General features: G+C 70.5%; 19 protein-coding genes. 10 read left to right on the top strand and 9 right to left on the bottom strand.

Translation table 11 applies throughout. From position 1 onward, the window contains the following. Window positions 1-9: 9 nt before the first annotated feature. The 5 genes from pucL to ACN20J_RS39110 all read right to left on the bottom strand — a co-directional run bounded on the left by pucL (window position 10) and on the right by ACN20J_RS39110 (window position 2,754). Window positions 10-957, bottom strand: a complete 948-nt coding sequence (gene pucL / locus ACN20J_RS39130) for a factor-independent urate hydroxylase (RefSeq protein ID WP_189840817.1) — start codon at window positions 955-957, stop codon at window positions 10-12. A 4-nt stretch (window positions 958-961) separates the two neighbouring features. Beyond that, window positions 962-1,372, bottom strand: a complete 411-nt coding sequence (gene uraH, locus ACN20J_RS39125) for a hydroxyisourate hydrolase (protein ID WP_189840816.1) — start codon at window positions 1,370-1,372, stop codon at window positions 962-964. Continuing rightward, a complete protein-coding gene (uraD, locus tag ACN20J_RS39120) occupies window positions 1,369-1,887 on the bottom strand; it encodes a 2-oxo-4-hydroxy-4-carboxy-5-ureidoimidazoline decarboxylase (RefSeq protein ID WP_189840815.1) in 519 nt (172 codons plus the stop codon). Before uraD ends, uraH begins: the two co-directional genes overlap by 4 nt. Window positions 1,888-2,137: 250 nt before the next feature. After that, entirely contained in the window at window positions 2,138-2,506 is a 369-nt protein-coding gene (locus ACN20J_RS39115; protein WP_143641961.1) for a helix-turn-helix domain-containing protein, read from the bottom strand. Next, window positions 2,503-2,754, bottom strand: a complete 252-nt coding sequence (locus ACN20J_RS39110; protein WP_055614882.1) for a hypothetical protein — start codon at window positions 2,752-2,754, stop codon at window positions 2,503-2,505. The genes ACN20J_RS39115 and ACN20J_RS39110 overlap by 4 nt, the downstream gene beginning before the upstream one ends. A gap of 289 nt (window positions 2,755-3,043) precedes the next feature. On the opposite strand from ACN20J_RS39110, the gene ACN20J_RS39105 reads away from it, so the two are divergent. From ACN20J_RS39105 to ACN20J_RS39090, 4 genes are all read left to right on the top strand, one after another. Then, window positions 3,044-3,901 (top strand): TIM barrel protein, encoded by an 858-nt coding sequence (locus ACN20J_RS39105; protein ID WP_189840814.1) that lies wholly within the window; start codon window positions 3,044-3,046, stop codon window positions 3,899-3,901. Between the two features lie 44 nt (window positions 3,902-3,945). Beyond that, window positions 3,946-4,839: a 2-hydroxy-3-oxopropionate reductase gene (locus tag ACN20J_RS39100; protein WP_419667744.1), complete on the top strand. Its 894-nt coding sequence runs from the start codon at window positions 3,946-3,948 to the stop codon at window positions 4,837-4,839. A 227-nt stretch (window positions 4,840-5,066) separates the two neighbouring features. Then, complete coding sequence (locus ACN20J_RS39095) at window positions 5,067-6,524, top strand: catalase (RefSeq protein ID WP_419667743.1); 1,458 nt, start codon at window positions 5,067-5,069, stop codon at window positions 6,522-6,524. A 365-nt stretch (window positions 6,525-6,889) separates the two neighbouring features. Next, entirely contained in the window at window positions 6,890-7,117 is a 228-nt protein-coding gene (locus ACN20J_RS39090; protein ID WP_190227116.1) for a hypothetical protein, read from the top strand. A gap of 483 nt (window positions 7,118-7,600) precedes the next feature. Here the strand turns inward: ACN20J_RS39090 and gcl are convergent, their stop codons facing one another. Next, window positions 7,601-9,385, bottom strand: coding sequence for a glyoxylate carboligase (gcl, locus tag ACN20J_RS39085; RefSeq protein WP_419667742.1), 1,785 nt, complete (start codon window positions 9,383-9,385; stop codon window positions 7,601-7,603). Between the two features lie 331 nt (window positions 9,386-9,716). Between gcl and ACN20J_RS39080 the strand changes: the two genes are divergently transcribed. Beyond that, window positions 9,717-10,661: a hypothetical protein gene (locus tag ACN20J_RS39080; protein ID WP_189840809.1), complete on the top strand. Its 945-nt coding sequence runs from the start codon at window positions 9,717-9,719 to the stop codon at window positions 10,659-10,661. Between the two features lie 30 nt (window positions 10,662-10,691). After that, on the top strand, window positions 10,692-11,240 hold the full coding sequence (locus ACN20J_RS39075; protein WP_419667741.1) for a GNAT family N-acetyltransferase: 549 nt from the start codon (window positions 10,692-10,694) through the stop codon (window positions 11,238-11,240). A 20-nt stretch (window positions 11,241-11,260) separates the two neighbouring features. Here the strand turns inward: ACN20J_RS39075 and ACN20J_RS39070 are convergent, their stop codons facing one another. Continuing rightward, window positions 11,261-12,901: an AMP-binding protein gene (locus ACN20J_RS39070; protein WP_419667740.1), complete on the bottom strand. Its 1,641-nt coding sequence runs from the start codon at window positions 12,899-12,901 to the stop codon at window positions 11,261-11,263. After that, window positions 12,898-14,583, bottom strand: a complete 1,686-nt coding sequence (locus tag ACN20J_RS39065) for an AMP-binding protein (protein ID WP_419667739.1) — start codon at window positions 14,581-14,583, stop codon at window positions 12,898-12,900. The genes ACN20J_RS39070 and ACN20J_RS39065 overlap by 4 nt, the downstream gene beginning before the upstream one ends. A gap of 158 nt (window positions 14,584-14,741) precedes the next feature. Here ACN20J_RS39065 and ACN20J_RS39060 point away from each other — a divergent pair, with 158 nt between their 5' ends. The 4 genes from ACN20J_RS39060 to ACN20J_RS39045 all read left to right on the top strand — a co-directional run bounded on the left by ACN20J_RS39060 (window position 14,742) and on the right by ACN20J_RS39045 (window position 20,831). Beyond that, window positions 14,742-15,545 (top strand): response regulator transcription factor, encoded by an 804-nt coding sequence (locus ACN20J_RS39060; RefSeq protein ID WP_419669033.1) that lies wholly within the window; start codon window positions 14,742-14,744, stop codon window positions 15,543-15,545. Window positions 15,546-15,723: 178 nt separating this feature from the next. Beyond that, window positions 15,724-18,576, top strand: coding sequence for a helix-turn-helix transcriptional regulator (locus ACN20J_RS39055; protein WP_419667738.1), 2,853 nt, complete (start codon window positions 15,724-15,726; stop codon window positions 18,574-18,576). Between the two features lie 590 nt (window positions 18,577-19,166). Next, the gene (locus ACN20J_RS39050; protein ID WP_419667737.1) at window positions 19,167-19,958 is read left to right on the top strand and encodes a S1 family peptidase; all 792 of its coding nucleotides are present in this window, start codon (window positions 19,167-19,169) and stop codon (window positions 19,956-19,958) included. Window positions 19,959-20,183: 225 nt separating this feature from the next. Next, window positions 20,184-20,831, top strand: a complete 648-nt coding sequence (locus tag ACN20J_RS39045; protein WP_359847989.1) for a LysE family translocator — start codon at window positions 20,184-20,186, stop codon at window positions 20,829-20,831. 58 nt (window positions 20,832-20,889) lie between these two features. On the opposite strand, the gene ACN20J_RS39040 is transcribed toward ACN20J_RS39045, so the two are convergent. Continuing rightward, window positions 20,890-22,008, bottom strand: a complete 1,119-nt coding sequence (locus ACN20J_RS39040) for a winged helix DNA-binding domain-containing protein (protein ID WP_419667736.1) — start codon at window positions 22,006-22,008, stop codon at window positions 20,890-20,892. Between the last annotated feature and the right edge of the window lie 9 nt (window positions 22,009-22,017).

Raw genomic sequence — 22,017 nt, 5'->3', positions numbered from 1 at the left:
GAGGCTGGTTCAGAGGTTGGTGAGGTCCACCGGGATCTTCGGCTCGCAGCCGTCCCGCAGGATCGTGGCCTCGATCAGGCCGTAAGGCCGGTCGGCGGCGAAGTACACCTCATTGTCGTTCTTGAGGCCGAACGGCTCCAGATCGACCAGGAAGTGGTGCTTGTTCGGCAGCGAGAAGCGGACCTCGTCGATCTCGCCGCGGTTCTCGATGATCCGCGAACCCATCTGGTACAGGGTCTGCTGGAGCGACAGCGAGTACGTCTCGGCGAAGGCCTGGAGCATGTGCTTCTTCACCTGCTCGTAGGACTTCTCCCAGTTGGGCGCCTTCTGCTCGTCGTCGGCCCAGTTGAAGCGCCAGCGCGCGGAGACCTGGGTGGCGAGGATGCGGTCGTACGCCTCGGGGAGCGTCGTGTACTTGTCCTTGACGTAGCCCCAGAACTCGGAGTTGGTCGAGTTCATCACGACGAGGTCCTTGAGGCCGGAAATGACCTCCCAGGAATCACCGTCGTACGTGATCTGCGTGACGCGGGTCTCCTGGCCCTGGCGGACGAAGGAGTGCTTGACCTCGTCGGCGCCGATGAACTTGGAGTTGGCGTCAGAGGTCGCGATGCGCTCCCAGGCGTACTCCTCGATGCGGATCCGCGCCGTCCTGATCGGCTCCTGGCTGGTGACGAAGTGCCGGGCGAGGTGGATGCCGAACTGCTCGGCGGACTCGATGCCGTGCTCCTTGGCGAAGGCGTACACCGTGTTCTTGGTGGTGTCCGTCGGCAGCACGTTGGCGTTCGAGCCGGAGAGGTGGACCTCGTCCATGTCGCCGGAGAGCGCGACGGAGACGTTCAGGTCCTTGATGTGGTGGGTGGCGCCGTCCCGCGTGATCTTGACGACTCGGTTCTCGGCCTTGCCGTACTGGTTCTGTCCCAGCATGACCGGGCGGGCAGGGCGGGAATTGACGGTCATTTAGCTAGCTCCCTCGGTAAACGGAGTAGCCGAACGGGTTGAGCAGCAGCGGTACGTGGAAGTGCTCGCCCGGCACGACGGCGAACGTGATCGCCACCTCCGGGAAGAACGCTCCTACGCTGCCGCTGTCCCGGTTCGCGGGGGCGTCCTGCTGCGCATCGGCTTGCTTCTTCTCGGCGTTGTTCTCGAAATACGCCTCGACCGCGAAGTCGAGCCGTACGTGTGTGGTGCCCTCCGGCAGCGCCGGCAGGTCCTTGCACCGGCCGTCCGCGTCGGTCGCGGAGCCGCCGAGTGCCTGCCAGTCCGCGCCACGGCCAATGCGGGCCGCCAACTGGACGGCGACTCCCTCCGCGGGGCGGCCGACGCTGGTGTCCAGGATGTGCGTGGACACGGAAGCGGTGGTCTCGGTGCTCATGCGGGTGCGTCCTCTTCGACGAGTCGGGCGAGCCGGATGCGGTTGATCTTTCCCAGTTCGATGCGCACGATCTCGCGCTCCTGGCCGGGTGCGTTGCCGATCCGTTCCCTGACCGCGTCGCGCATCTGCTCGCCGGTGCGGCCGGTCGCGCAGATCAGGAAGACATGGCCGAACTTCTCCTGATAGGCCAGGTTCAGTTCGAGCATCTCCGCCTTCAGCTCATCGGAGGCACCGGCCATGCCGCGCTGTTCGCGCGAGGAGGTCGGGTCCCCGGGCTTGGGGCGTCCGATCGGCGGGTGGCCCGCCATCGCCTCGTCGAGGTCCGCGTCGAGCAGGCCGGCCGTGGCGGCGTCGCTCTCCGCGAAGAGTTCGTCGGTGGTGGTGTACGGGCGGCGGGCGAGCAGCCGGTTCGCCCAGGCCGCCGAGGCGCAGACCTCATGGAGGGCGGCGTAGGCGGCGTGCTCCTCCAGTGCGTTGAAACGGGCGAGGCCGCCGGATGTCGTACTCGAAGTCACGGGAAGCCTCCGTGGCCTTGTGCTGGACGGGCTGCCGATTAGCTAACGCCCTCGGAAACACCACGTCAACACTTTGTTGAAAAATCCGGGTAACAAATACCGGGAAGCGGAAACCGCCGCCCGCATGCCGGACGGCGGTGGCGGGCAGGAGCCTCCCGGCCGTGCGCCACGGGCACCCCGGCCGGCCGTCCGCGACCGCGTCACACCAGGTCAGAGGCCTTTCGGCAACACGCCACCGATGGGCGACGACTCAGGCGTCCTTCTCGCGGTTCAAGTAGTTGTAGACCGTGAACCGGCTGACGCCGAGCGCGCCCGCGACGGTCTCCACGCCGTGCCGCACGGAGAAGGCGCCGCGCGCCTCGAGTATCCGTACGACCTCCTGCTTGGCCTTGCGGTCCAGCTCGGCCAGGGGCTTGCCGCGCTTGCGCTCCAGGGCGGCCAGGATGTGGTCCAGCGAGTCGGCGAGCTGGGGCAGACGTACGGCGACGACGTCGGCGCCCTCCCAGGAGAGCACGACATCGTCGGGTCCTGCCTGACCCGGCGGGAGCATCTCGCCACCCATGGCGTCGACCAGCGGCTTGACGGCCGTGACGAAGGGGTCGTCCCCGATGCCGGTCACTCGCCCTCCTCCCCGATCACGTTGACCTGGAGCGAGACGCGGGTGGCGCCGGCCTCCAGGGCCTGGCGCAGCAGCGCGTCGACCGCGGTGAGTACCGAGTCCGCGCCGCCCTCCGCGGTGTTGCCGAACGGGCCGACGTCCACGGCGTCCAGTTCGGCCGCCTCGATGACCTCGCGGGCGACCAGCGCGTGCCGCGGTGCCTCGTCGAGATCGAAGGGCTCGGTCGTGAACTCCACTCTCAATCGCACTGTACCCCCATGGCATCGACTCCGACCTGGTCGTTCCCCGGCCCACGTGACGCGGGGACTGTCGGGCGCGCAAGCGACCCTAGCCGACCCGCACGCCACCCGTGAGGAACACCCGATCGAACGGCGGCGGTGCCACCCGGGCGAATCCACCCGGAGCCTCCCGCACCCCGGGGGCTTTTCCGGGCAACCCCTCTTGACAAGGTTCCCCGACGCGGGCAGCCTTTCCATCAAGCAGAAACTAACTTCCGCAATACGGAACTACTCGACACGGAAGGGAGCGCCGACCCACATGCCCGGTTTCTCGATGGATGCAGCCGCTGAGCAGCGCTTCAACGTCAACCTGTCGATCCTCTTCACGGAGCTCCCGCTTCTGGAGCGCCCCGCGGCCGCCGCCGCGGCGGGCTTCACCGCGGTCGAGCTGTGGTGGCCCTGGGTCGACTCCCCCACCCCCGAGCGCGCCGAGCTCGACGCCCTGAAGAAGGCGATCGAGGACGCGGGCGTACAGCTCACGGGCCTGAACTTCTACGCCGGGCAGCTGCCGGGTCCGGACCGGGGCGCGCTGTCGATCCCCGGCGAGGAGTCCGAGCGGTTCCGCGCGAACATCGACGTGGCCGCGGACTTCGCACAGTCGCTGGGCTGCGGGGCGCTCAACGCGCTGTACGGCAACCGCGTCGAGGGCGTGGACCCGGCCGTGCAGGACGAACTCGCCCTGGAGAACCTGGTGTTGGCGGCCCGCGCGGCCGACCGCATCAGTGCGGTCCTGCTGATCGAGACCCTCAACAAGCCGGAGTCGCCGCTCTATCCGCTGGTGACCGCCCCGGCCGGGATCGCGGTCGTCGACAAGGTCAACGAGGCGACCGGGCTCGGCAACGCCAAGTTCCTGATGGACCTCTACCACCTGTCCATGAACGGCGAGGACCTGCCGTCGGTGATCGACCGGTACGCGGCGAAGACGGGCCACGTCCAGATCGCCGACAACCCGGGCCGCGGCGCCCCGGGCACCGGCTCGCTCCCCCTGGAGGAGTTGCTCGGACGGCTCCGCAAGCAGGGGTACGAGGGCTGGGTCGGCCTGGAGTACAAGCCGGGCGACCGCCCCAGTGCCGAGGCCTTCGAGTGGCTGCCCGCCGAGGCCCGCGCGGCGCGCTGAGCGCCAACTCACCGACGTACGAAAGTTTCCAGAGAGGCACCCTCATGAGCAGCACACACCCCAAGGTCGCCTGGGTCGGCCTCGGCATCATGGGCTCCCCCATGTCCGAGAACCTGATCAAGGCCGGTTACGACGTCACCGGGTTCACCCTGGAGCAGGACAAGCTGGACCGGCTGACCGCCGCCGGTGGCACCGCGGCCGGCTCGATCGCCGAGGCCGTGCGGGACGCCGACGTGGTGATCACGATGGTGCCCGCCTCCCCGCAGGTCGAGGCCATCGCGTACGGGCCGGACGGCATCCTGGAGAACGCGAGGTCCGGCGCGCTCCTGATCGACATGTCCTCCATCACCCCGCAGACCTCCGTGGACCTGGCCAAGGCCGCGCAGGACAAGGGCATACGGGTCCTGGACGCACCGGTGTCCGGCGGTGAGGCCGGGGCGGTCGAGGCCGTTCTGTCCATCATGGTCGGCGGCGAGCAGGCCGACTTCGACCAGGCCGAGCCGATCTTCGAGGCGCTGGGCAAGACGATCGTGCTGTGCGGTCCGCACGGCTCCGGCCAGACCGTGAAGGCCGCGAACCAGCTCATCGTCGCCGTGAACATCCAGGCGTGCGCCGAGGCCGTGGTCTTCCTGGAGAAGTCGGGCGTCGACCTGAAGGCGGCCCTCGACGTCCTGAACGGCGGCCTCGCCGGCTCGACCGTCCTGACGCGCAAGAAGGACAACTTCCTGAACCGCGACTTCAAGCCGGGCTTCCGTATCGACCTGCACCACAAGGACATGGGCATCGTCACGGACGCCGCCCGCAACGTCGGTGCCGCGCTGCCCGTCGGTGCCGTGGTCGCCCAGCTCGTCGCCTCGCTGCGGGCCCAGGGCGACGGCGGCCTGGACCACTCCGCGCTGCTGCGCGCGGTCGAGCGCCTCTCCGGCGCGCAGATCTGACGGTCCGGCCCCCATAGATCTCCGGGCGGCGCCGCCGCTGACACCTGTCCTGTCGCGCCCAAGCGGTGGCGCCGCCCGGAACCCATCACCCATCACTCCATCCCTCCTCCACCCCCCACCGGAGAACTTCAACAAACTGTTGACGTCCGGATCACCCCAAACCTAGGCTCCACAAAGCGGAAAACAACCTCCGAAGAATTCCGCTGCCCCTCGTACGGAAGGTCACGATGTCGAAGCGCGTGCTCACGACAGAGTCCGGCGCCCCGGTCGCCGACAACCAGAACTCCGCCTCCGCCGGCGTCGGCGGCCCGCTCCTCCTCCAGGACCAGCACCTCCTTGAGAAGCTCGCCCGGTTCAACCGCGAGCGCATCCCGGAGCGCGTGGTGCACGCCCGCGGCTCGGGCGCGTACGGCCACTTCGAGGTGACCGACGATGTCACCGGCTTCACGCACGCGGACTTCCTGAGCACGGTCGGCAGGCGCACCGAGGTCTTCCTGCGCTTCTCGACGGTGGCGGACAACCTGGGCGGCGCGGACGCGGTGCGCGACCCGCGCGGCTTCGCGGTCAAGTTCTATACGGAGCAGGGGAATTACGACCTCGTCGGGAACAACACCCCGGTGTTCTTCATCAAGGACCCGATCAAGTTCCCGGACTTCATCCACTCGCAGAAGCGGGATCCCTTCACGGGCCGTCAGGAGCCGGACAACGTCTGGGACTTCTGGGCTCACGCCCCCGAGGCCACGCACCAGATCACCTGGCTGATGGGGGACCGCGGCATCCCGGCCTCGTACCGCCACATGAACGGCTACGGCTCGCACACCTACCAGTGGACGAACGCCGAGGGCGAGGCCTTCTTCGTCAAGTACCACTTCAAGACGAACCAGGGCATCCGCTCCCTGTCCTCCGAGCAGGCCACCGAGATCGCGGGCAAGGACCCCAACTCGCACCAGACGGACCTGCTCCAGGCCATCGAGCGCGGGGTGCGCCCGTCGTGGACGCTGTACGTCCAGGTCATGCCGACGGCCGAGGCTGACGGCTACCGCTTCAACCCGTTCGACCTGACGAAGGTCTGGCCGCACGAGGACTATCCGCTCCAGCGGGTGGGCCGGCTGGTCCTGGACCGCAACCCGGACAACGTGTTCGCGGAGGTCGAGCAGGCCGCGTTCTCCCCGAACAACTTCGTTCCCGGCATCGGCCCTTCGCCGGACAAGATGCTCCAGGGCCGCCTGTTCGCGTACGCGGACGCCCACCGCTACCGGCTGGGCGTCAACCACACCCTGCTGGCGGTCAACGCCCCCAGGGCGACGGTGGCGAGCAACTACGGCCGGGACGGTCTGATGGCCGCCAACGCCCAGGGCCGCGCGGCGAGGAACTACGAGCCGAACTCGTACGGCGGCCCGACGGAGACCGGCCGCCCCCTGTCGGCGCCGCTCGCGGTGAGCGGCCACACCGGCACGTACGAGACTCCGCTCCACACCAAGGACGACCACTTCTTCCAGGCGGGCGAGCTGTACCGCCTGATGTCGGAGGAGGAGAGGTCCCGGCTGGTCGCCAACATCGCCGGCGGGCTCTCCCAGGTCTCCCGCGACGACGTGGTCGAGAAGAACCTCGCCCATTTCCACGCCGCCGACCCCGAGTACGGCAGGCGCGTGGAGGAGGCGGTCCTCGCCCTGCGCGAGGACTGACCCTCTCAACTCCCAAGCTGCGCCCCGGGTCTGACGGGAGGTCGGACCCCAGGCGCGTCGCCCGCGAAGCCCGTGGACCCGGATGAGGGGTTGTCGACGGGCGGACCGGGCCGGCCGAGGACCGCGGCGGTACGTGAGCCAGTGCGGTGGTGAAGGACCCGGAGCCCCCTTCTCGACCAGAGGGAAGGACGGCCCCGGCCCGTCACGACCGCCGCGGTCCTCGGACGACACCTTGATCGACACGCTTGATCCAGACGGCGAAGAGCGCCGGGTACGGACGGTCCCGTACCCGGCGCTCTTCGCCGTCCGCGCATGCCCGGCCCCTTCGGGGTGCGGATTCCCCGGCCGCGCAGCAGCCTGGATACATGGACCTTCCCCGCATCGTCGTGCACCCTCCGGCGCTGGACGGCTCGCGCCGGGTCACCGCGGGCAGCGAGACCCTCGGCATCGCCTACCACCTCGACGACGTCGTCGAGATCCTGCGCCTCGCCGACCTGGACGTGATCGAGGTGGAGGAGAGCGACATCATCGACTGGCAGGGCGGCGGCCCCGACGACTGGCCGGGCCTGTCGGAGCACCACGCGGCCGAGTGACGTCGTACGTACGTCCGTGTGCGTACATGGGCTACGGAACCCTCAAATCAACCTCTGAATATGCCTCCGGGGGCTTCAACTCACTGTGCTTCAGGGCACATTCTCAGCACATGGGGCCCGCCGGCACGGGGGCGGCGGGCCCCATACGGGGAACAGCGGGCTTGGCCTGAGACGGAGGTGAGACGTATGAGCATGTTGATTGCAACGCCTGGGCGAGAGAACTTCGCGTTGTCGCCGCTCCGGGGCGTCTCCCGGTCCGGCCGGTCCGGCACGGTACTTCGGGCGTCGGGGGCGTCCGGAGACGGGGGGAAGCACGGGGGCGGCGGGTCCCGTTCGGGTGGCGGCGGGGGCCGCTCGAACTGAACACGCCGAGAGGCCCCCGCCCTGGATCCTCAGGACGGGGGCCTCGGTTCTGCCTCTTGAGCCGCTCTCAGCCAGGTCTTGTCAGACCTTCTTGCCAGACCCTCTTGCCAGACCTTCTCGTCAGACCTTCAGGGTCTTGATGGACGTGGGTGCGTGGCCCGGTACGGTCGCGACTTCCTCGAACTCCACGACGTTGCTGATGTCGTTGGTCGTGGACATCGAGATGTTGGTGACGCGCTCCAGGATCGCCTCGACGACGACCGGGACCCGGAACTCGACCGCGAGCTTCTTCGCCTGTTCGAGGGCGGCGCCCAGCTCGCTCGGGTCGGTGACCCGGATCGCCTTGCAGCCGAGGCCCTCGACGACCTTGACGTGGTCGACGCCGTAGACGCCCAGCTCGGGCGAGTTGAGGTTCTCGAACTCCAGGTTGACCTGGAAGTCGATGTCGAACGCCCGCTGCGCCTGACGGATCAGGCCCAGATAGGAGTTGTTCACCAGCACATGGACGTACGGGATCCGGTGCTGGGCCCCGACGGCCAGTTCCTCGATCATGAACTGGAAGTCGTAGTCGCCGGAGAGCGCGACCACCTGCGCCTCCGGGTCGGCCTTGGCGACACCGAGCGCGGCCGGGACGGTCCAGCCGAGGGGGCCCGCCTGACCGCAGTTGATCCAGTGCCGCGGCCGGTAGACGTGCAGCATCTGGGCGCCGGCGATCTGCGAGAGGCCGATGGTGGTGACGTACCGGGTCTCGGGGCCGAAGGCCTTGTTCATCTCCTCGTAGACGCGCTGCGGCTTGATGGGGATGTCGTCGAAGTGCGTACGGCGCTGGAGGGTCGCCTTCTTGTCCTGGGCGGCCTGCGCCCAAGCGGAGCGGTCGGGCAGCCGGCCCGCGGCCTTCAACTCCCGTGCCACCTCGACGAACAGTTCGAGGGCGGCCTTCGCGTCGGAGGCGATCCCGTAGTCCGGGGCGAAGATCTTGCCGATCTGGGTGGGCTCGATGTCGACGTGCACGAACTTCCGGCCCGCCGTGTAGACGTCCAGTTTGCCGGTGTGGCGGTTGGCCCAGCGGTTGCCGATGCCGAGGACGAAGTCGGACTCCAGGAAGGTCGCGTTGCCGTAGCGGTGCGAGGTCTGCAGGCCGACCATGCCGGCGTTCAGCTCGTGGTCGTCGGGCAGGATGCCCCAGCCCATGAGGGTCGGGACGACGGGCGTGCCGGTCAACTCGGCGAACTCCACGAGGAGTTCGGAGGCGTCGGCGTTGATGACGCCGCCGCCCGCGACGATCAGCGGGCGCTCCGACTCGTTCAGGAGCGTGATCGCCTTCTCGACCTGGGCGCGGGTCGCGGACGGCTTGTAGACCGGCAGCGGCTCGTACGTGTCCGGGTCGAACTCGATCTCCGTCAGCTGGACGTCGATGGGGAGGTCGATGAGGACCGGGCCCGGGCGGGCCGAGCGCATCAGGTGGAAGGCCTGCTGGAAGACGCCCGGGACCTGCGCGGCCTCCAGCACGGTGACCGCCATCTTGGCGACCGGCTTGGCGATCGAGGCGATGTCGACGGCTTGGAAGTCCTCCTTGTGGATCACGGCGGTCGGTGCCTGGCCCGTGATGCACAGGATCGGGATGGAGTCGCCGGTCGCGGAGTACAGACCGGTGATCATGTCGGTGCCCGCGGGCCCTGACGTACCGATGCAGACGCCGATGTTGCCGGGTGCGGTGCGGGTGTAGCCCTCCGCCATGTGGGAGGCGCCCTCGACATGGCGGGCGAGGGTGTGGCTGATTCCGCCGGAGGCCTTGAGCGCCGCGTAGAAGGGGTTGATCGCCGCGCCCGGGACACCGAACGCGCTGGTGACGCCCTCACGCTTGAGGATCTCAACTGCCGCGCGGGCAGCGGTCATACGAGCCATTGCGTACTCCTGCTTCGGCCGTCGGATTCGGGCTCCCGTCGCGCCCCGCGGAGAGCTTCAAATTCCGTATTACGGAAACTAACTTCTACTATCTGGAAGCAATGTAGGTGGACGGCCAGGTGGCGTCAAGGGTCGGAGGGCGGTCGGAAGGCCGCCGGATACCAGTCGACGACCGGTCGGCGTCCGGTCGGCAGCCGGTCGGCAATCTTCGGCGGGCGGGGGGAATCACGGGACGTCGGATCGTTTCGCTGCCGGAGGAGGGGGTTCCGGAGGACGATGGAGGCGCTGTCCCCGTGTGGCGTTGTGGTGTCGCGGTGTTCTGGAGAGGGTCATGTCCGAGAGCGTGCCGGTGAGGTGTCCGGCCTGTCGGCGCGAGCATGTCTATGCGGCGCCGTCGTACCCGTGCGTGTGCGGCGCGCCTGTCGCGCCCGTCCTCGACCGGAGCACGCTCCCGGAGCCCGTCACGCACCACACCTGGGACGAGGGCTGGGTGACGATCCGCTGCGAGTCCTGCGGGCGGGCGGACCACTGGCCCCGGCCCGAGCTGGGATGCCCCTGCGGGGTGCTGTTACGGATACCGGTGACCGAGCCGGGAACGGCCGACGCCGCGGGGGCCGCAGAGGCCTCGGGCGCCGACGCGGCGCACTCCTCGGGCGCGGACACCGGCGAGAGCCCCGAGGGCGGCTCCCATGAGGGCTCGCACGAGGGTTCATTTCAAGGCTCGCACGAGGGGTCGCACGAGGGTTCATTTCAAGGCTCGCACGAGGGGTCGCGCGGGGGCCCGTACGAAGGCTCGCGCGAGCACTCCGGCCGCCCGCCCAGGAAGCCCCGGGGCGACCGGGCCGGCCGTCTCCCCGCCGCCGCCATCCCCCTCCCCCGTACCGCCCCGGTTCCCCGCCCCGCGTTCCAGCCGGTGGTCATCCGCACGGCCCGGGACGCGGTGACCGCCGCCGCGCTGTATCTGCGCTGGCTCGGGTACCGGGACATCCGGCGGGCCGACCAGCGGCCACCTTCCGGGATAGGTCTGGCGGCCCGCGGGATCGTGGCCCAGGTCGACCCGACCGTGCGACCGGCCTCCCTGCGGGACGTGGAGTGCCTGTGGCTGACGGCGATGACGGAGTCGGCGGGCTGCGTGTACTTCTCGCTGGCGGGCTACGAGGAGGACGCCCGCGTCTGCGCCGACTCCCTCGGCATCCCCCTGTTCGTACTGGATCTCACAGGCACCCCACAGCCGGTGAACAGCCTCGCCGACGACCTGATAGCCACGGGCGACTGAGTAGTCCAACTCCCCCGAACGACCACATACTTGACGTCATGCGCATCAGACCGGCGACTCCCGCTGCTCCAGGACATCGAGCGGGCCGCGGGCGAGCCCTTCCGCACCCTGGGCATGACGGAGATCGCCGACGACGAGCCGCCCGCGCTCGATCTGCTGGAGCGCTTCCGGAAGGCGGGCCACGCGTGGATCGCCGAAGCCGATGGTGAGGAATCCGAGGGTGGCGAGGCCGAGGGTGACGGTGACGCCGGCCGTCCCGTCGCGTATCTGATCGGCGAGCCCGTGGACGGCGCCTTCCACGTCGAGCAGGTCTCCGTCCACCCGGACGCCGCACACCGGGGCGTGGGCCGGGCCCTGATCGCGTACGCCGCCGACCGCGCACGCGACCAGGGCCTGACCGGTCTCACACTGACCACCTTCACGGAGGTCCCCTGGAACGCGCCCTACTACGAACGGATCGGCTTCCGCCCCCTGACCGACCCCGAACTCACCCCGGGCCTACGCAAGATCCGCGCCACGGAGGCGGAACACGGCCTGGACCGCTGGCCCCGGGTCTGCATGCACAGGACTGTGACTTGAGCGGCCCGTAAGGGGCGGGCTCACGCACCCCCCTCCCGCAACTCGACCTTCCGCACCTTCCCGGACACCGTCATCGGGAACGCCTCCATGACCCGCACCCGACTCGGCACCTTGTAGTGCGCCAACCGCCCCTCGCAGAAGGCCCGCACCTCCTCCAGCGTCGGCGGATCCCCGGCATCGCGCGGGATGACACAGGCGAGCACCTCCTCGCCGTACCGTTCGTGCGGCACACCCACCACCTGTACATCGGCGATCTTCGGGTGCGCGTACAGGAACTCCTCGATCTCGCGCGGGTAGATGTTCTCGCCACCCCGGATGATCATGTCCTTGATCCGGCCGACGATCTGTACGTAGCCGTCGTCGAGCATCACGGCCAGGTCGCCGGTGTGCATCCACCGCCCGGCGTCGACAGCCTCGGCGGTCTTCTCGGGCTCGTCCCAGTAGCCGAGCATCACGCTGTAGCCGCGGGTGCACAGCTCGCCCGCCGAGCCGCGCGGCAGGGTCGTGCCGGTCGCCGGGTCGACGACCTTGACCTCGATGTGCGGCAGGACGCGTCCGACCGTGCCGGTGCGGTGCTCCAGGTCGTCGTCGCGACGGGTCTGGAGGGACACGGGCGAGGTCTCGGTCATGCCGTAGCAGATGGAGACCTCCGCCATGTGCATCTCGGAGACCACCCGTTTCATCACCTCGACCGGGCAGGGCGAGCCCGCCATGATGCCGGTCCGCAGGGAGGACAGGTCGTACGTCGCGAAGTCGGGGAGGCCCAACTCCGCGATGAACATGGTCGGTACGCCGTAGAGGGACGTGCAGCGCTCGTCCTGGACCGCTCGCAGTGTCGCCGTCGGGTCGAAGGACGGGGCCGGGATCACGATGCACGCGCCGTGCGAGGTCGCGGCGAGGTTACCCATGACCATGCCGAAGCAGTGGTAGAAGGGCACGGGTACGCAGATCCGGTCCTGCTCGGTGTAGGCGATCAACTCCCCCACGAAATAGCCGTTGTTGAGGATGTTGTGGTGGGAGAGGGTCGCGCCCTTGGGGAACCCGGTGGTGCCCGAGGTGTACTGGACGTTGATCGGGTCGTCGCAGGACAGCTCGCTCCGGCGCGTCCGGAACTCCTCGTCCAGGTCGGTCGCACCCCGCGCGACCAGCGTGTCCCAGCTCGGGTCGCCGATATAGACGGTCTCCCTCAACTGCGGGCATTTACCCCGCACTTGCTCGACCATGGCCCGGTAGTCGCTCGTCTTGTGGCTCAGCGAGGCGAACAGCACCGAGATGCCCGCCTGTTTGAGGACGTACTCGACCTCGTGGGTGCGGTAGGCCGGGTTGATGTTCACCATGACCGCGCCGATGCGGGCGGTGGCGTACTGGACGAGCACCCACTCCGGGCAGTTGACCGCCCAGATGCCCACCCGTTCGCCCTTGGCGACCCCGCCGGCGAGCAGCGCGCGGGCCAACTCGTCGACATCCGCGGCGAATTGGTCGTACGTCCAGCGCCGCCCGGACGGTACGTCGACGAGCGCCTCGCGGTCCGGCCAGGCCGCGACGGCCCGGTCCAGGTTGGCGCCGATGGTGTCGCCGAGCAGTGAAGTCCCGCTCACCCCATGCGCGTACGACAGTTCGCCCGTCTCGCCCAGCTCACTCACCTCAGCCACCTCACTCACCGGAAGTCCTCCTCGCGGTACTCGGCGTCCGAGCCCGCGGCCGTCGCCTCGCGCAGTTCGATGCGGCGGATCTTGCCGGACACCGTCTTGGGCAGGTCGCCGAACTCCAGGCGGCGAATGCGCTTGTACGGGGCGAGGGCCGTACGCGAGTGCTCGAAGAGGACCTTCGCGGTGTCGGGCCCCGGCTCCCATCCCTCCGCCAGGACGACGTACGCCTTCGGAACGGCGAGCCGCAGCTCGTCCGGCGCGGGTACGACGGCCGCCTCGGCGACGGCCTCGTGCTCCAGGAGCACGCTCTCCAGCTCGAAGGGACTGATCTTGTAATCACTGGCCTTAAAAACGTCGTCGCTCCGCCCCACGTACGTGATGTAGCCCTCGGCGTCGCGCGAGCCGATGTCGCCGGTGCGGTAGTAGCCGTCGGCCATCGCCTCGGCCGTACGGTCGGGGTCGCCGTGGTAGCCGGTCATCAGGCCCACCGGTCGCGCGGACAGGTCGAGCGCGATCTCGCCCTCCGTGGCGCCGGGTGCGCCCGTGACCGGGTCGAGGAGTTCGACCTTGAAGCCTGGGCTCGGCCGTCCCATGGAGCCCGTCTTCAGCGGCTGGCCTGGGCTGTTGGACACCTGCACGGCCGTCTCGGTCTGTCCGAAGCCGTCGCGGATCGTGACGCCCCAGGCGCGCCGCACCTGCTCGATGACCTCGGGGTTCAGTGGCTCGCCCGCGGCGACGGCCTCGCGCGGGGGCGTGCGCAGCTGGGTCAGGTCGGCCTGGATGAGCATGCGCCAGACGGTGGGCGGGGCGCAGAACGTCGTCACTCCGGCGCGGTCCATCTCGGCCATCAGACGGGGCGCGTCGAAGCGCGTGTAGTTGTGCAGGAAGACGGTCGCCTCGGCGTTCCAGGGCGCGAAGAGGTTCGACCAGGCGTGCTTGGCCCAGCCGGGTGAGGAGATGTTCAGGTGCACGTCACCGGGCTTGAGGCCGATCCAGTACATGGTCGCCAGGTGGCCGATCGGGTACGACGTGTGGGTGTGCTCGACGAGCTTGGGGCGGGCGGTGGTGCCCGAGGTGAAGTAGAGCATCAGCGGGTCGTCGGCCCGGGTCGGGCCGTCGGGCAGGAAGACGTCCGAGGCACGGTCGTAGACGTCCTCGTACGACTGCCAGCCCGGGTGTTCGCCGCCGACCACGACGCGGGTGTAGTCGCCGGGCACCTCGTCGAACTTGCCGGTGTCCTCGGCGCGCACGATCACGTGCCGGACCCGGCCCCGTTCGACGCGGTCGCGCAGGTCGGCGGGGCCGAGCAGCGGGGTGGCCGGGATGACCACGGCGCGCAGTTTCATCGCGGCGAGCGCCGTCACCCACAGCTCGGCCTGGTTGCCGAGCATGACGAGGATGCGGTCCCCGGCGCGTACGCCCAGCTCGCGCAGCCAGCCCGCGACCTCGTCGGAGCGTACGGACAGCTCGCCGAAGGACAGCTTGGTCTCGCGGCCGTCCTCCTCGACGATGTGCAACGCGGTCCTGGCGTTGCCGTGGGCGATGGGGTCGAACCAGTCGAGGGCCCAGTTGAAGTGCTCGGGGCGGGGCCAGACGAATCCCTCGTAGGCCGTGGCGTAGTCCTCGCGGTGCTCCAGCAGGAAGTCCCGCGCGCTGCGGAAGTGCTCCGTCGGCGTCGTCGGCGGCGTAGTCATCTGTCCTCCTCGGACCCGGACCATTGCCGGGCGGCTCCCTCACATCGTGTAATCCGTGATGCGGGTCTCACCACCCCCGAACGGGGGGTGCGCCGCGGCGAAGGGACGAGCACGTGGCAACTGGCGCTACCGAAGCGGTGGAGCTGCGCGGCGCGCTGATGCGGCTGCGGCGGACGACGGGGCTGCCCGTGGCCTTCGGCGGCCTGGTCGAGCCGGGCCGCCATCAGGTGCGGATCAGCGAGCTCAGCGGTACGGCGACGGCGGCGCTCAGCGCGCTCGCGGTGTCGTCGGGCAACGGTCTCGGCGGCAAGGCGGTCGCCCTCGCCCGGCCGTGCGCCGTCATGGACTACCCGTCCTCCCGGCAGATCAGCCACGAGTACGACGCCGCGGTCGCCGCGGAGGGGCTGCGGGCCATCCTCGCGGTGCCGGTCGTCGTACGCCGCCGGGTGCGCGGTGTCCTGTACGGGGCCCTGCGCACGGCCCAGCCCCTCGGCGACCGCACGCTGACCGCGGCCGTGGAGGCGGCGCGTGACGTGGAGCAGTCATTGGTCGTACGGGACGAGGCGCATGGCCTGCTGGCGGCGGCGCGTGAGCCGGAGGGGACGCCGGACGTCACCGAGGGCGCGGCTTGGGAGCGGGTCCGGGAGGCGCACGGGGCGCTGCGCGCGCTGGCGCCGCGCGTCGTGGACCCGGCGCTGCGGGCGGAGCTCCTGGCCGTCTGCGCCACGCTGGCCCCCTCGCCCGGCCCGGTGCCGGCGGCCCGGCGGGTCCGGCTCACCCCGCGTGAGCTGGACGTTCTTGCCTGTGTGTCGGTCGGTACGACCAACGCGAGCGCCGGGGACCGGCTCGGGCTGCGTCCGGAGACGGTGAAGGCCTATCTGCGCTCGGCGATGCGCAAACTGGGCGCGCACACGCGGCTGGAGGCGGTGGTGGCGGCACGGCGGGCGGGGCTGCTGCCCTGAGATCCGCCCTTGCCTGCCGCCCCGAAGGTCCATACCTCCCCCGGCGCTCTATACATGCACGGGCACGCTGAAATCCCGTATACCGGATCTCTGTTATTTCCCTCACGGCGCAACCCTCCGAAATTCAAGGGCTCTTTGCTTAATATTGAGCCGAACACGACTGAGGGGAGCGGTGCGCGTGCGACGGGATTTCGAGGAGCCTGTCAGACCCCGTTCCGAGCAGGTCGTCGGGCGGGACGAGGTGCTCAGGCGAGCCCGTGAGCAGCTCTCCCGAGGGGGCAGCCTTCTCTTGCACGGTCCGCCCGGAATAGGAAAGTCGACCGTCCTGCGGGCAATGGCTGCGGAATATGCCGAATCCGCCCGGACTGTGTTGCGTTGTTCCGCGACCGAGTCCGAATCCCATCTCCCGTTCCTCGCTCTGGTCGATCTGCTCGGCCTGGTCGCCGACGAGGTCGCCGACGCGCTGCCCGCCCCGCAGCAGGCCGCGCTCGAAGCGGCGCTCACCGGCCGCGCCGAATCGTCCCTGCACCAGGACGGACTCGCGCTGCGGCTCGCGGTGCTGTCGGTGCTGCGCGCGCTGGCGGCCAAAGGTCCCGTCCTCCTCGTCGCCGACGACCTGCAGTGGCTGGACGCGCCCAGCGCCGAGCTGCTCGGTTTCGCGGCCCGCCGCCTCGGTGGGATGCCGGTGCGGATGCTCGGCGCGGTGCGTACCGGCACCGAACCGAAGGAGCAAGAACACGACCCGTATCTACGCGCGTATCCGCCGGACGCGCTGGCCCTGCGGCTGACCCCGCTGTCCCGGCCGCACGTGTCCGAGCTGCTGGTCACCCGCGGTTACACCGGTCTGGGCCGCTCGACTCTGCGGGACATCCACCACACCAGCGGCGGCAACCCGCTGTTCGCGCTGGAGCTCGCCCGCGCCCTGGCCGAGAGCCCGACACCGCCCCGCCCCGGCGAGCCACTGCCGGTGCCGACCTCGCTGCGTGCCCTCGTCCTCAGCCGCCTGGAGCTGCTGTCCGCCGAGGCCCGGCAGACCCTGCTGGTCGCGAGCGCGGGAGCGCGTCCCACGCAGACCCTGCTGGGGTCCGCGGGCCGTACGAACGCGGAGGCGGAGATCGCGCTCGCGGCCTCGCTCGGTCTGGTGGCGGCCCCGGGCCCCGAAGGCCAGGGCCCGGACGGGCAGGAGGGCGCGGTCCGTTTCGCGCACCCGCTCGTCTCGGCCGCGCTCTACGCACAGGCGACGCCCCAGGAGCGGCGGGCCGCCCACGCCGCGCTGTCCACGGTGGCCTCCGACCCGATCGAGCGGGCCCGCCATCTAGCGCTGGCCACCACCGGCACCGACGAGCGGGTCGCCGCGCGGCTCTCCGAGGCGGCGGCGCTGGCCCGGGACCGTGGCGCGCCCTCGGTCGCGGCCCAGCTCGGGCTGCTCGCCGCCCGGCACACCCCGCCGGACGGCGGGCCCGGCGCGGACGAGCGACGGTTGCGGTCCGCCGAGGACGCGCTGACCTCGGGCGAGATCGACCTCGCCCGCGAGGTGGCCCGGGACGTCCTGGACCGGGCGACCGACCCGGCGGTCCGGGTACGGGCCTGGATGGTGGTGATCGACTCGGCGGGGCAGGCGATGGCCGACGTCGAGGCCGTGTTCCCGCAGGCCCTCGCGGACGCGGGCGAGGACCCGCGGCTGCTCGCCCTGGTCCGCTACCAACTGGCCTGGCGGGCGCTGCTCGTGGAGGGCGAGATGGGCAAGGGACGCGAGGAGGCCGCACACGCGGCCCGGCTCGCCGCCGTCGCCGGCGACCGGAGCACCGAGCTGATGGCCCTGTCCTTCCAGGCCCAGATGGAGACCCTGATGGGTCACCCCGCGGCCCCGGCGACCCTGGAGAAGGCCCTCGCGGAACCGCAGGACCTGCGGGTGGCGTGCGACCACAACGGCGCGGGGGCCACCCGGTTCCGCTGGCAGATCATGAGCGACCAGCTCACCGACGCCCGTACGACGATCACCCGGCTCCTCGGCGAGGTGCGGCGGCGCGGCATGGTCGAGAGCGAGGTGCACTTCCTGCGCGGGCTCGCCGAGACCGAGCTGCGCTCCGGGCACTGCGCCCGCGCCCTGGACCTCGCCCACGAGAGCCTGCGGCTGGCCCGGGACACCGGTATCGGCGAGGCCGCGGGCAACATGTTCACCTCGCTCGCCGAGGCCGCGGGCGGGGACGTGCACCGGGCGCTCGTCCTGGCCGGCGACGCGGTGCGCCGCGCCGAGGACGACGGCGACCTGATCTACCTCTCCCGTGCGTTGGGCGCGCTCGGACATGCCCAGCTCGTCGCCGGTGACGCCGCCGGGACGGTCCAATCCCTGCGCAGGGCACGGGAGTTGGAGCAGGGCCTCGGCATCTCCGACCCCGCGCGGGGCCGCTGGCACGGCGACCTCGCCGAGGCGCTCGTCCTGGTCGGCGAACCGGCGGAGGCGCAGGAGGTCATCACCGCCACACGCGAACACGCGGTACGGCTCCGGCGGGCGAGCGTCCTCGCCGTACTGGACCGCGCCGAGGCCCTGGTGAAGGCCGCGGCCGGTCAGTACGAGGCAGCCGCCCAGCAGTTGACCTCGGCACAGGACCGGCTGGCCCAGCTCGGCTACGGACTGGAGGAGGCCCGCGCCGCCCTCGCGCTGGCCCGGCTGCGGGCGGAGCAGTCGGGGCGGGGTTCCTACGACGAGGCGGCCCGGCTGTTCCGCCGCTGCAAGGCGCTGCCCTGGCTACGGCAGTTGGAGACGGCCTCCACGACCGCCCCCACTCCCGCCGACCCCTCCACGATGGCCCCCGAGTCCCTCCTGCCACACCTCGACCGACTGGCCTCCACGGAACGCCAGGTCGCGGGACTCGTCCTGGAGGGCGCCACGAATCGCGAGATCGCCGCGCGTCTCTTCATCAGCGTGAAGACGGTCGAGGCGACCCTCACCCGGGTGTACCGGAAGTTGGGGATCCGGTCACGGGTCGACATCGTGCGGTTGGCTGCGGGGCAGCGGCGGGGGGAGTGAACTCGCTGTTCTTGGGCGGGGGTTGGGTCGGCCGTCGAGGTTGAGGCCGGTGGGCTGAGCCGGGCGTGGGTGTTGCCGGGGCGTGGTGGCCGCCAGGGGCAGGGTGCTACTGGGACGCGGTGCCCGCGGGGTGCGGGTGGCCTCTGGTCAACGGTGCCCGCCGGGCGACAGACGCCGCCCGCAGGTACTTGCCCGGGCGGCGACCGTCGCCGGACGGCTGAAGTCGGCAGATGCCCGCTGGGCGGCGGAAGCCGGGAGATGCTCGCCGGTGAACGGAAGCCCGGTGATGCTCGCCGGGCCCCAGGGCCCCAGGGCGCCGGACGCCGTGGCGGCTGGCGGCTCGCGGCTCGCGGCTCGCGGCTCGCGGGGCATCGTCGCGCTTCGGTGGCACAGCCGCGCCCCGCCAACTGCCCCTGTCCCGCGGCCCGGAGGGGCAGGTAGGGGCACGACCGAGGGTTTTCCCTCGTCAACTCCCGCAGGGAGTTCCCTCATTGGGGAGAGAGCCGGTCCGCTTCTAGCGTGGGACCCGCCCCGCAGGCTGTCGCTCCACCCCCACAGTGCACCCCCCACCGGCACTCCTGAGGAGAACCATGTTCGGGCTCACCCTTGCCAAGAAGGCCGCCGCCGTCACCGCGGCGGTCGCCGCCGCCGCGACGACCTGTCTGCTCGGCGCGACCACAGCGAGCGCCGCTCCCCAGCCCATCGTCGGCGGCTCGACGACCACGGCGGCCGCGTACCCGTACGTCATGCAGATCACGGACTCCTCGCAGAACCAGTTCTGCGGCGGCACCCTGGTGTCGGCGACCAAGGTCGTCACCGCCGCCCACTGCATGGTCGGTGAGACCACGAGCAGCGTCAGAGTCGTCGGCGGCCGTACCTACCGCAACGGCACCAACGGCACGGTCAGCCGGGTCAGCAAGATATGGATCAACCCGAGCTACGTGGACGCCGAGCAGGGTGACGACGTCGCCGTCCTGACCCTGTCGACCTCCATGCCGTACACCCCCATCAGCTACGTCTCCTCCTCCGAGACCAGCGTGTACGCGGCCGGCACCACCGCCCGCATCCTCGGCTGGGGCACCACCAGCTCGGGCGGCTCCTCCTCCAACCAGCTGCGCACCGCCACGGTCCCGACCGTCTCGAACGCCACCTGCTCCACGGCGTACGGCTCGTCCTACATCTCCTCCGACATGGTCTGCGCCGGCTACACCTCCGGCGGCGTGGACACCTGCCAGGGCGACAGCGGCGGCCCGCTCATCATCGGCGGCAAGCTCGCCGGCATCACCTCGTGGGGCTACGGCTGCGCGGACGCCGAGTACCCGGGCGTCTACACCCGCCTGACCACCTTCTCCAGCCTGGTGACGACGCAGGTCAACTCCTAGCACTGACGTAGTGCCGTCCCGATGACTTCCTGAGCATGACTCAGGTTGAGCCAGGGGGCGTTGCGGGCCTCCACGAGCGGCCCGCAACGCCCCCTATCCATGTGCCGGGACCGGTCCGGGGTGCGTTTGCGCCCGGACCGGTCCGGGTGCGTTGTCGGTGGCGCCTGTTTCAATGGATTCAGGTGCGGGTCATGGGTGCTGGGCAATGCGTGAGGGGGGACGGGCATGGTGTCGACGGATCGGTTCCTGGCCTTCGCGGCGATGTCGCTGCTGGTGGTCATGATCCCGGGGCCGAGCGTGCTGTTCGTAATCGGCAGGGCTCTCGCCCACGGCCGGCGCACGGCGGTGGCGACGGCGCTGGGGAACGTCTTCGGTTCGTATCTGCTGGTCGTGGCGGTCGCCGTGGGCGTCGGCTCGATAGTGGAGCGATCGGTGACCGTCTACATGGCGGTGAAGCTGGCGGGGGCCGCCTATCTGGTCTTCCTCGGCGTCCAGGCGTTCCGGCACCGCAAGGAGATGCGGGCGTCGGACATCACGGAGCGGGCCGACGCGCCCGCGCGAGGCGATCTGCGGACGGTCCTGGACGGCGCCCTCGTCGGCGTCACCAACCCGAAGGGCATCGTCTTCTTCGCCGCGGTACTCCCCCAGTTCGTCGACCACTCGGCCGGTCAAGTGCCCCTGCAGATGCTGGTGTTGGGTCTGATCCCGATAACCATCGGCCTGGTCACGGACACCTTGTGGGGTCTGACCGCGGCCACAGCCCGCAGCTGGTTCGCCCGCTCGGACCGCCGCCTGTCGATGATCGGCGGCGCGGGCGGCCTCACGATGGTCGGCCTCGGGGTGACGGTAGCGACAACGGGCCGAGCGGACTGACCGCCAAACGCTCCCGCCCCCGCACCGGTCTCCTCCCGGGCCGGTCCCGTCGCCGCGGTCAGCCCCGTACGACGGTCCCGAACCGGATGTCGTACGAGGACGCCGTGCTCAGCACCGACAGCATCCGCGTGGCTTCCTCGGCCACTTCCTCCCGCTGCCGCTTGCTGAGCGTACCGAAGGGCTCGATGGTGATCACGGCCTCGTCGGGGGACTCCTCAAGACGCCAAATACCCTCCAGGAAACCGTCGACGAGAAGCGTGCAGTAGGCCTGGTTGCCCTGCCAGGAACGGCCCTTGTAGTCGGCGGCGACCACCCGGGAACGGTCGGCGTGCGAGAGGAGGAGATTGTCGAACTCGGGCAGGAGCCTCGGCGGGGCCGGTGTGTCCGCGTCCGGGCGGGGCGCGTCCGGCAGGTCGAAGAGCTCGACGCCGTGCTCGTCGCGGAAGGTGACCAGTTGGGGCCGCAGCCGTTCGAAGACCTCACGCAGCCGGGTCAGCCCGGCCCAGGCCTGCATGTCCTTGACGGAGGCGGGGCCGAAGGCGGCGAGATAGCGCAGGACGGTGGCGTCGGGGGCGGGGGCGGGCTCCGTGGGCCGGCCGAGCCAGTGCTCGGCGGTGGTGAGCGCGACCTGGCCGCTGCGGCCCCACAGGCCGCGCGGGGTGACCTGGACGAGGGGCAGCCGGCAGCGGGCCGCGATGGCGAGGGCCAGCGGGTCCGCGTCGGGCCATTCGACGAGCAGTGCCTCGCGCAGCTGCTTCATGGTGCGCGGCTCGGTCTCGACGAGTTCCCGGCTGATCGCGGTGAGCCGGTCGAGGTCGACGCCGGCGAGTCCGTGGCGGAAGCCGTACAGCTCGCGCTCGCGTGCGGCCTGCACGAGCGGCCGCAGGGTGAGGCAGTCGTCGGCGGTGTGGGTGTGGATGGTGGAGCGCATGGTCACGATGCGTACGACCTCGCGCGACTCCATGGCGGCCGAGAGTTCCTCGGGCGCGAATCCCTCCAGGCGTGCGGCGAGGGCGTAGTACGGAGGCTTCACGTTCTGCGCCTGGAGGCCGACGAGGTGTTCGACGGCGTCCGTCGCGGCCATGGTGGCCCGGCGCAGGAGCAGTTGCCGGTCGAGGGTCGCGCGGTTCAGCTCACGGGCGCTCAGCACGGGGGCGGTCGAGGTCGTCTTCGTCATGCTCCGCAC

It is taken from the genome of Streptomyces sp. 2-1 (assembly GCF_048564895.1).
Lineage (GTDB): Bacteria > Actinomycetota > Actinomycetes > Streptomycetales > Streptomycetaceae > Streptomyces > Streptomyces phaeochromogenes.
This window is presented reverse-complemented; position numbering and strand designations above follow the sequence as displayed.